1 protein-coding gene is annotated in these 479 nt (G+C 56.2%); it reads right to left on the bottom strand.

Annotated features, from left to right (window positions below; genetic code table 11):
* Positions 1–479 (bottom strand): cellulose biosynthesis cyclic di-GMP-binding regulatory protein BcsB (locus D7Y13_RS42300; protein WP_147452682.1); only part of this gene is annotated, 479 nt, incomplete at both ends.

Raw genomic sequence — 479 nt, 5'->3', positions numbered from 1 at the left:
GCACCAAGAACTGCACGGCTTTCGCCACGCCCGCCTCAGAATTTCCGGTCGCCACCAAGACGGGAACGCGATTTTCTGCCGTCGTTGTCAGGACGAGAACACCCGCATCATCGGGAATCGGGCGCTTTTGGGCGTCAAGCAGCTTGCCGTTCTCAAGGTCGAGGGGCAAGTTGAGATTGGCGATCGCGCTTTGAGTTTTAGGCGTCCCGATCACGATTAGCCGCTCATTTTCCTTGACGTCTCCGGGCTGCGTGACCAAGCGCGTTTCCATTGCTCGATAGTCCGCGACCCGACCGAGCGAAGCTTGATAGCGGGCGGCGGCGGTTAGCCAGGGTTCATCGATCGCCTGGGGCTGAAGGTACGCAATTCGATTTGCCTCCAGACTCAAATCGTCAAAAATCGGATACGGATACTGGCTGAAATTTAAGGGAACCGCCTGCGGCTGAAAATCAAAGACCAGCTTTGAATCTGGCAAAACT

Origin of the sequence: Corallococcus praedator (assembly GCF_003612125.1) — a bacterium.
GTDB classification, from domain to species: Bacteria; Myxococcota; Myxococcia; order Myxococcales; family Myxococcaceae; genus Corallococcus; species Corallococcus praedator.
This window is presented reverse-complemented; position numbering and strand designations above follow the sequence as displayed.